7 protein-coding genes are annotated in these 3,999 nt (G+C 66.7%); 5 read left to right on the top strand and 2 right to left on the bottom strand.

Annotation, left to right across the window (positions count from 1 at the left end; genetic code table 11):
* From JCM9942_RS11800 to JCM9942_RS11790, 3 genes are all read left to right on the top strand, one after another.
* The coding region (locus JCM9942_RS11800) for a c-type cytochrome (protein ID WP_157722891.1) at positions 1-354 on the top strand (354 nt) is incomplete at its 5' end.
* An 11-nt stretch (positions 355-365) separates the two neighbouring features.
* Complete coding sequence (locus JCM9942_RS11795) at positions 366-1,268, top strand: c-type cytochrome (RefSeq protein ID WP_054659880.1); 903 nt, start codon at positions 366-368, stop codon at positions 1,266-1,268.
* Positions 1,269-1,297: 29 nt separating this feature from the next.
* Positions 1,298-2,314, top strand: coding sequence for a hypothetical protein (locus tag JCM9942_RS11790; protein WP_054659878.1), 1,017 nt, complete (start codon positions 1,298-1,300; stop codon positions 2,312-2,314).
* A 76-nt stretch (positions 2,315-2,390) separates the two neighbouring features.
* On the opposite strand, the gene JCM9942_RS11785 is transcribed toward JCM9942_RS11790, so the two are convergent.
* Positions 2,391-2,780, bottom strand: coding sequence for a DUF6165 family protein (locus JCM9942_RS11785; RefSeq protein ID WP_054659876.1), 390 nt, complete (start codon positions 2,778-2,780; stop codon positions 2,391-2,393).
* Positions 2,781-2,926: 146 nt separating this feature from the next.
* On the opposite strand from JCM9942_RS11785, the gene JCM9942_RS11780 reads away from it, so the two are divergent.
* Entirely contained in the window at positions 2,927-3,364 is a 438-nt protein-coding gene (locus JCM9942_RS11780) for a hypothetical protein (RefSeq protein WP_054659874.1), read from the top strand.
* Positions 3,365-3,439: 75 nt separating this feature from the next.
* On the opposite strand, the gene JCM9942_RS11775 is transcribed toward JCM9942_RS11780, so the two are convergent.
* The gene (locus JCM9942_RS11775) at positions 3,440-3,637 is read right to left on the bottom strand and encodes a heavy-metal-associated domain-containing protein (protein WP_054659872.1); all 198 of its coding nucleotides are present in this window, start codon (positions 3,635-3,637) and stop codon (positions 3,440-3,442) included.
* A gap of 134 nt (positions 3,638-3,771) precedes the next feature.
* On the opposite strand from JCM9942_RS11775, the gene JCM9942_RS11770 reads away from it, so the two are divergent.
* A partial coding sequence (locus JCM9942_RS11770; RefSeq protein ID WP_172675105.1) for a heavy-metal-associated domain-containing protein occupies positions 3,772-3,999 on the top strand: 228 nt, incomplete at its 3' end.

The following is a 3,999-nucleotide window of genomic DNA, read 5'->3' as shown; positions in this document are numbered from 1 at the left end:
TACAGCCAGCCCGGTGCGCTGGGCTACTCGGAGCATTGCCAGGCCTGCCACCGCGCCGACGGCAAGGGCGCGCCGCGCATCTATCCGGCGCTGGCCGGCAACTCGATCGTGTTCTCCGACGATCCCAGTTCGCTGATCCAGGTGACGCTGGCCGGTGGCCGTACACCGCAGACCGCGCATGACCGCATGGCGTTCACCATGCCCGGTTTCGCCCAGATTCCCAACGCCGAGCTGGCCGACATCCTGAGCTTCATCCGCAACAGCTGGGGCAACCATGCCAGCGAGGTGACGGCCAACGATATCGCCCGCATGCGGCGGGTGATCGCGCACAAGCCCGTGCACTACGTGCCCTAGGAGGCCGCGCAATGAACAAGTCATGGATGGCGGCCGCTGCCGCCCTGCTGCTGGCCGGTGCCGCCGGCGCCTGGCACGCCTACACGCCCCCGGATCTGGATGCGCCCGAGCCGGTGCCGATGGAGGTGCTGGACAAGGATGGCAAGCTGCTGGGCCATCATCTGGCGCCCAGCGCGCAGGAGATCGCCGGGCTGTCCAACGCCGCGCAGGTGATGCTGGGCCGGCGCCTGCTCAATGAAACCGCGCGGCTGCTGCCGGACAACGTCGGCAACGGTCTGAACTGCAACTCCTGCCATATGGCCAACGGCCGCGAGCCGCTGCGCAACCACTACCTCAATACCGGCGGCAACTACCCGCGCTACATGCCGCGGCCGGGCAAGGAGATCGATCTGGCCGAGCGCATCAACGGCTGCTTCGTGCGCTCGATGAACGGCAGGAAGCTGGCGGTGGAATCGGCCGAGATGCAGGGCATGCTCGCCTACATGCACTGGCTGGGCCGCGGGATGGCCAAGGGCGCGAAGGTGTCGGGCAAGACCGAAGGACCGATCGACATGTCGCTGCGGCCCGATCCGGTACGCGGTGAACAGATCTACGCCGCGCAATGCGCCTCCTGCCATGGCAACAACGGCGAGGGCATGAAGGACGCCTCCGGCGACTACCTCTTCCCGCCGCTGTGGGGCGAGGAGTCGTTCAACATCGGCGCCGGCATGGCGCGATTGAGCAAGGCGGCGGCGTTCGTCAAGCACAACATGCCGCTGGCGGTGACCTACGAGCCGCCGTTCGGACAGACGGTACTGCCCGACCAGGATGCGATCGATGTGGCCGAGTACTTCATCAAGCAGCCGCGGCCGGATTTTGCCGGCAAGGTCAACGACTGGCCGCGCGACAACAAACCCAAAGACGCCCGGTACTGATCGTGCCGTTGGCAACCAGGAGTACAGGAATGCAGATTGTTTCCCGCGGAATCCTCGCCATGGCCATCGCGGCCGGCTGCGCGCCGCTGGCGGCGCTGGCGCAGGACAGCGGCCCGACCACGACGCTGTCCACGCAGATCTTCGCCAACGCCAGCCAGCTGGACCGCGATGGTGTGGAGACCGCCGATGAGGGATTGGCGATCGACCTGAAGCGCACCTTCGTGACGCTGGACCACCGCTTCAACGACCGCTGGTCGGCACAGATCACCACCGATGTGCAGTGGAACCGCAACAGCGATCCGACCGATGTGTGGCTGCGCCATGCCTACCTGCAGCGCGGCTTCGGCACGGGCAGCTGGCTGCGGCTGGGTAATGCGCCCACGCCGTGGATCGCGCAGGAGTCCGCGCGCGAAGGGTTCCGGTATGTGGACGCCGGGTTGATCGCACGCACCAAGATGGGCGCGCCGGCCGACTACGGGGTGCATGGCCAGTACCGCCACGGGCCGCTGGTGTATGCGGCCTCGGTGGTGACCGGTGGCGGCTTCCAGAAGCCGCGGCTGGGCAACCGCGCCGATGTGGAGGCACGGGTGGGCTGGACGCCGCTCAAGGGCGTGGAATTGGCCGCCGGTGGCTATCGCGGCACGCGCGCGCAGGATGCCGGCAGCAAGCCGCATGTGCACACCGCGCAGCGCTGGAACGCGATGGCCAGCTGGGTGGGCGAGCGCAGCCGCGTCGGCGCGCAGTACTTCCGTGCCGAAGACTGGACCCGCATCACCGAGCCCGGCAGCGATGACCAGCGCGGTTGGTCGGCGTGGAGCAGCTACCAGTTCACCCCGCAGTACGGCGTGTTCGCCCGCTATGACGAAACCCGTATGAGCCTGGATATCGATCCGATCACGCGCGAGCGCTATCACCAGCTGGGCGTGGAGTGGAAGCCGAACAAGTACCTGCGGCTGGCCGCGGTTGGCAAGCGCGTGGAACAGGCTTCGAAGCAGAAGGCGATGGAAAGCCACGAAGTGGGCGTGTGGGCGCAGCTCGCATTCTGAGCCCGATCAGCGGTGGTGAAACGCGATAGGCCAGCGTTGTGACGCTGGCCTTTGCTTTCCGGACCAGGCCGTGGGCTTACTCGCCCTGGTACTGCTTCTCTTCCACCAGCGCCGAACCGGCCACCCGGTTGATCTGGTTCTTGACCGCCACGCGCTCGCCATTGGTGCCATAGACACCGCGGGCCAAGGCGATGAACTCGGCACCGAAGTCCTGCGCCGCTTCTTTGTCGCGCAGCTGGTCCTGGATGTCCCACATGCGCTCGTTGATGGCCTTGAGCTGGTCCTTCAGCGGCGACAGCTCGGTGCGCGCGCGCTGCTGTTCCAGCCACAGCGGCCACAGGCCATCCAGTTCGGTGCGCACGTTGGCCAGCTTGGCCGCATCGGTGATGCGCTCGGCCTTGATTTCCAGGATAGTGATCTTGTCGATCAGCTCACCGATCGATACCGGGGTCAGGAGGGTCTGCACGTTGCCGCTGCCACTTCAGAAGATGAGGGCCATGATACCGCCGGTCACCGTCGCTTAGCCCCGGAAAGGTTGCCGATGTTTCGGTAGTGGTCGCGCCTGCTTGTGGCCGCGCACAATGCGGGCCCGCCCCTGCCGTGGAGTTGCCGATGTTGTCACCGCGTTCCGTCGCCGTCGCCGTCGCCGTCGCCGTGCTGTTGGGCGGTCTGGCCTGCCTCGCCACTGCTGCCGCGAGCGATGCGCCCGCACTGCAGGGCGCGTGGCAGCTGCAATCGGGTGAATCCGTCAACAAAGAGGGTGCGGTGGTGGACTACGCCAGCCAGAAGCTCGCCGGCACCAAGCTGCTGGCCGACGGCCGCTTCGCCTTCACCACCACCAGCGACGGAAAGTTCTGGGCTGGCGGTTCGGGTACCTATACCACCGAGGGCGGGCGCTACGTGGAAACTCCGCTGATGGCGTCCTATCCGCTGGAGAGCGGCGGCCTCTACGAGTTCCGTTACACGCTGGAAGGCGATGTGTGGACGCTGGAACGCTGGGACGGTGAGCGTCGGGTCGAGCGCGAGGTGTGGCGGCGCGTGGCGCGCTGAAGTGCGCGCATGTCCCTTGCGCCGGACTTGAAGACGGGCTCCGGTGCCGGTTCAGCCCCGACCCACCGGGGCCGGTCAGTCCTGTTGTGCCGGCGGGAAGCCTGCTGCGTCCAGCGCCTCGATGAAATCGGTCGCCGGGTGGCTGGACTGGATCTGCACGGTCTTGCCGGCCAGATCGATGTCGATGGTGGCAGCCGGGTCCACGTCCTTGACGGTCGCGGTCACGCTGCGGGCGCAGCCGCCGCAGGTCATGCTGTCGATATGCAGTTTCATCGGGAATCTCCACTGGGTGGGGGCATGGTGGGGCTTGCCAGTGTGGCAAGGTCAAGCACCGGATAAGGCTTGACCCTGCATCGTGGGAAGCTTTAAGGTGCCGTCAACAGTAGGCAGGTGGAGATGAGCCGATGATGAGCAAGGTCGATCCGGGCACCCCGCATCCGCCACAACATTCGGAAGAATTGTTGATCGAAGGCATGACCTGTGCCTCGTGCGTGGGCAGGGTGGAGCGCGTGCTGAACGCGCTGCCCGGCGTGCAGTCGGCCAGCGTCAACCTCGCCACCGAACGCGCCAGCGTGCGGACCGACGGCAGTGTCGGGCGGCAGGCGCTGGTGCAGGTCATCCGCAAGGCCGGCTAC

The sequence above is a fragment of the Stenotrophomonas pictorum JCM 9942 genome (genome assembly GCF_001310775.1).
Taxonomy (GTDB): Bacteria; Pseudomonadota; Gammaproteobacteria; order Xanthomonadales; family Xanthomonadaceae; genus Stenotrophomonas; species Stenotrophomonas pictorum.
This window is presented reverse-complemented; position numbering and strand designations above follow the sequence as displayed.